Annotated in this window: 2 protein-coding genes and 1 pseudogene; all 3 read right to left on the bottom strand. The window is 62.2% G+C overall.

What is annotated here, in order from left to right:
• Nucleotides 1-3972, bottom strand: a pseudogene (locus INF61_RS21300) (DUF6531 domain-containing protein); the annotation flags it as partial.
• 3 nt (nt 3973-3975) lie between these two features.
• Nucleotides 3976-4416: a DcrB-related protein gene (locus INF61_RS21305; protein WP_015570343.1), complete on the bottom strand. Its 441-nt coding sequence runs from the start codon at nt 4414-4416 to the stop codon at nt 3976-3978.
• A 75-nt stretch (nt 4417-4491) separates the two neighbouring features.
• Nucleotides 4492-5286 (bottom strand): type VI secretion system tip protein TssI/VgrG (locus INF61_RS21310; RefSeq protein WP_193548109.1); only part of this gene is annotated, 795 nt, incomplete at its 5' end.

Consider the following 5286-nt stretch of genomic DNA (forward strand, 5'->3'; position numbering starts at 1 on the left):
GATCCACCCACCCCAGCGCATTCGGCGCATACTGGTAAAGGTTTATCCCCCCCGCCAGCCCTATCGGGTCCTGCTGCGTAAATCGTCCGCAGTCCGGGTCATAATACCGGAACAGATTGTAGTGCAGCCCTGTCTCACGGTCCAGGTATTGCCCCTGCATGCGCAGGTTCTGAGAATATCCTGATACCTTCGTCTCGCTTTCCCGTAGCAGCTTGCCCCAGGCGCTGTTCACCCCTTCCCAGCGCACCTGCCCTTCGCTATCCGTCATCCGCTCCGGCGTGCCGTTGGGTTGGCAGTGGAACCAGAAGATTTCCGGGGCATCAACGCCGTCAATACGTGCCAGCGGATCGTAGCTGTCCTGATCGCTGTAGACGTAGGTGAGCGGCACATCCCCGTGCACCTCCTGCAACAGCCGGAACCCTTCCCAGACAAACCGGGTGGTGACCGGCTTGCCGGTTGGCTGGCCGCCCAGCATCTGGCGGCGCGTTTTGCTGATGCGTCGCCCGAGCGGGTCATAGCGGAAGCTGACCTGCGTCTGCGGCCTGTTGCGGTCCCGCGGCTGGCTGATGACCTCCGTCAGGCGGTGCTCGCCGTCGTAGCGGTAGTGCCAGCGGGTCTGGCCGTTATCCTTCTCCACGGTGCGGCCGTGGATGTCATAGCGCCAGCGAATGCCGTTGAGGTGCGTCAGACGGTTGTGCGTGACCTTCTCAGCAGAGCCTTCGAGCGGGTTACCGGCAGCATCCCAGCGCCACTGCTCCTGGCCGGGCAGCGTGCCGTCCTGAACCAGCAGACGTCGGCGCTGTCATACTGCCAGCGGTACCAGCTGAACGGGTTATCGTCCCGCTCTTCGCGGACCAGGTTATTGCGATAGTCGTAATCCCAGCGGCGGGACCAGCGGCGCGGCGACGGGCGCTGCGCATTGCCGGTAAAAACGTCCCGGCGATGCAGTCGACCGAGACGGTCATATTCGCTGCGTGTGGTTAGCAGCCCCTGCGTACGGCTGGTTTCACGGTGAAGTTCGTCGCGGGTAAAGTCGGAGACCGAGAGCTTATCAAGCGCGATGCTGAGCAGATGCCCGCTGCCGTAGTAGAACTGTTTCAGCTCCCGGCCATCGGGCAGCGTGACGGAGGTGCGGTTACCCAGCGCGTCATACTCCCACGCCAGCTCCCCGTGTTCGCCCGTTTCGCGCGTGACGCGCCCGAGCGCGTCATACTCAAACACAAGCTCCTGCTCGGCCTCGGCGCTCCAGGCATCGGCTGAAAGCGCGGGATGCAGCCCAATCCGGCTCAGAAGGCCGGACGGGGTGTAGTGGTAGCGGGTCTGCCCCTCCGGCGTGGTGCGGGCGACCAGCTGGCCGCTCGCGCTCCAGGCGAAGGCATGGGTAATGGCCTCCGGATGTCCGGCGGCAAAGGTGCGCGCTATCGTACGCCCGCAGGCATCGTAGCGATACTGCGAGGCCACGCCATCCAGACCCACCTCTTCCAGCAGCAGCGAGTCTGCGCCCCAGCGGAACTGATACGCTTCGCCGTTTTCGTTTTCCAGGGCAATCAGACGCCCGCGGCTGTCCCAGCGGCGGCGCACCTCTTCACCCTGCGTATTACGGGTGGCGGTTAAGCGCCCTGCCTCGTCGTATCTGAACTCGCTCTCTTTCCCGTCGGCGCCCGCATGCTTCACCGGCAGACCACGTTCGTTCCATTTGAGCGACTCTGTCCACCCTTCCGGGCGATCGAGCTGCACCGGACGCCCCGCGGCGTCGTAGCGGTAACGCGTCTCTTCGCCGTCGGCGCTTATCTCAGCCACCAGCCAGCCCAGCGGATGATAACGGTATTGTGTCACACGGCCCGAACAGTCCGTCGCACGCACCATCTGCCCGGCTTCGTTGTACTCCTGGTAGCGGTTGTTCCCGGCGGCATCAACTTCTTCCACAACCTGACCAAACTCGTCCCGACGCAGCAGCGTGGTCTGCCCCATCGGATCCACCACGCGTTTCAGCCCGTGATGTTCGTCATACAGGAACCGGGTGGCGCTACCGTCAGCTTCGATGATGGACGCCGGAAGCGCACGGTGCTCCAGCCAGGTGGTGGTGCGGGTATTGCCATCGGCGTCGATCTCCTGCACCCGGTTGCCCATCTCGTCATAGACGAAGGTAACGGCATTACCCAGCGGATCGATGCGACGCGTGAGGAGTTCGTTGTCATCCCACTCGTAGCGCCAGTTCTCACCGCGCTCGTCAACGTAGCGAACAATCAGGTTTTGCGCGTTCCAGTAATGCTTTCGCGTCAGACCGTCGTAGTGATCGACGGTCGTCAGCCCGGCGGCTAAATCGTAGGTAAAGCGACAGCCGTCGCCGGTGCTGGTGCGATTTTCCACCACGCGCCAGTGGTCGAATTTTTGCCAGCGGTATTCGCTCTCCAGCCCGCCCGGCAGACGGTGCCAGACCATCAGGCCATCATCGTTATAACGGTATTCACGGGTTACCACGCCGGAGGCATCCGTTGCGCTGGCCAGCTGGCCGCGCGCGTCGTACCCCCACTGCATCAGCGGCCATGTCTGGTTGCCGTCAAAATGGCTCGCCGAGGTAACGCGCTGCGGGAAACGTTCATCGTCATAGCGCAGGGTGACATCGATCGCTCGCGGCTCATCGTGCAGACCGACCAGCCGCCCGTGCTCATCCCATTCAGTCAGCAGCGCGTTGCCGTATTCGTCGCTGAGGGAGACCAGGCGCAGGATGGAGGGGTTAGCGCGGGTCGGTTTATACAGACGCCACACCGCGCCGTCATCGTCGGCTATCGCCACGTCGCCGCTCTCATTGCGGCGGATGATAATGCCTTCGCTGATGCTGTAAAACGCGCGGTCGACCGGCGGCAGCTCGAAGCTCAGCTCGCGCCCGGTTTCATCGAACCAGGTGGCGTTGTTTTCTTCCAGCGTCAGATAGCTGTCAAAGGTGGTAGCCCAGCCCAGACCAAACAGCCCTTCGCGGGTGGTCAGGCTGTTGTAGCTGCGCTGCCAGCGCAGTGGAAAGCGCCCCGGCAGCGAGAAATCGAGTTCGTCGTCGTCATTCAGCACCTTCACGCCGGTAGCGGCATGAACCGGGTGCGAGGAGCCGAACACGGCGTTGACGGCCATATCAGCCAGCATCCCGCCACCGGCAGCAGCCAGCGCGCAGGGCATGTTTTTCAGGATCTTGCCCGGACGCCCGCGCAGCAGGGAGAGCGCAATCATCCCCAGCGCCAGACCCGGCGTTTTACCGCTTTTGATATCGCGGACCGTGAGCGTGTCGCCGCCTATGATCACGTTCGGGGAGACGTCGTCGGAAACGGTGCCCTCGCAGGTGGTGCGATCTTTTGCGCGCACCGCAGGCTGTCCGTTGATGAAGACGCTTTTCGAGCCTTCCGCCAGATACTGCGGCCCGGAGTGTTTATCACACGCCACCTTGTCTTCTTCCAGCGGCGAGGTCCCCGCGGCGGCAGAGGCGACGCTGGGCTGCCACATCTCGCTGCCGAACTGTCCGGCAGCGGAGAGCAGCATACCCGCGTAGTCGGCAAAGCTGCCCGGCGACTGCGGCTCAGGGGACGGGGTATCGGCAGGCGTTAACGTCCCGGCGGCGCGTGCAGCGGGAAGTTTATTTGTCAGAACATTGCTCGAACCGGTGGTGATTTTGCCCGCGGGCGACGGCGGGAAAAGCGCGTTACCCAGCCCTTCAGCGGCGTTGCTGATATCGTCGGTGATCCCGGCGACGTTCGCCAGAACCCCACCAATAATGCCGCTCAACAGACAGCTGGATCCAATCGCCGCCACGCCTGCTGCTGCGGCCCCGGCTCCCAGCAGTGGGGCCGCGACGGTCGCTGCCGCGCCCACCGCCGCGCCAATCACCGCATAGGCAGCGCCTTCCGCCACAATGCTGGTAATATCAGCAAAAATGCTGGAGTGAATAATCTCGTCGCCCTTACGGGCCGCGTTGTTATCGCTCATGCCTTACACATTCCGGTTGTCGTTTAGCGTCAGACTCTGCTTCAGTGCGCTCCAGCGCGCCTCGTCCTCTTCCGTAAAGGCTTTTAAGGCCGAGAGGGTAAAAATCATCAGTACCGGTTTGCCTGGCGTCTGCACGGCCAGCTGTTTTTGCCACAGGCGCTGGCCGTTACGGTCAAAGGTGGTCTCAACTTCTACCCCATCAATGTTGCCGGCAGGCCCGGCTTTTACGTGCTGAAATTCGCTCTGGGCGATCTCACCCATCTGAGGACGCAGCACGTCCCACTGGCGGTGAAACTCTTGTTCGTAGTCGCTGCCATCCGGGATAACGCCGCGGCTGACCACCACGGACAGCCCGCTTTCGTCATCGCGAATGATGTTCATGCTGTTGTCCTGCCAGGCGGCAGGAAAAAGGGTAAAGGAACCTTCCTGGAGGGTGTATTTCATCGGTGAACTCGCGTCTAAAATTGCTAAAGGGTTTTACGTGCCGCCACGGACAACCCGGCGGCAGACAGAAAGCGGTTACTCTTCCGGGGGCGTAAATTTCTCCTGCACCGCCGCATCAATATCCCCTTTATGCCCTGACCCCGGCGCCGTTGTGCCCGGTTGGGTGCCCGACGTATTCAGGTGCAGCTTGCCGCCCGTGGTGATATAGCCGTCCCCTTCAACGAAGAAGTTGAACTCTTTGCCGATCAGGTTAATTTTGCCGTTAGCGTTAAGCTCAATAGCACTCTCGCCCGAGACCAGCCGCAGCTTCGTCCCGGAAGCAATAACATACTGCTCTACCGCCGCATCCAGCTTGCCTTTACCCGTCAGGATCTCGGTTCCGCCTTTCACGGCCTGGATCTGATTAGCCTCCACGCGATGCAGCTCATTTTTCTTCACGTAATGGCTGCGTGCGCCGCCAACGCTGTGCGTTTCATCATTCTTGACGCTGGTGTCCAGATTCCGCTCGGCCTGGATCCACACCTGTTCCGCGCCCGCCTTGTCCTCAAAGCGCAGGGCGTTGGCGTTGTCCACTGAACCGTCTTTCGTGCGGCTCATAAAGCCCATCTGCGTCGCGGCAGCCGGCAGCGCCCACGGCGGCATGCTTGCTTCGTTATAGACACGACCAGTGATAATCGGACGGTCCGGGTCGCCGTTGATAAAGTCCACCACCACCTCATCACCGACGCGCGGGATCTGCACCCCGCCGTAGCCCTGGCCCGCCCAGGCGCTCGACACGCGCACCCAGCAGGAGCTGGTGTCATCGCCTTTCGCCAGACGGTCCCAGTGGAACTTCACCTTCACCCGGCCGTATTTGTCCGTCCAGATACT

Origin of the sequence: Enterobacter cloacae complex sp. P18RS, from assembly GCF_014982105.1 — a bacterium.
Classification (GTDB): domain Bacteria; phylum Pseudomonadota; class Gammaproteobacteria; order Enterobacterales; family Enterobacteriaceae; genus Enterobacter; species Enterobacter hormaechei_C.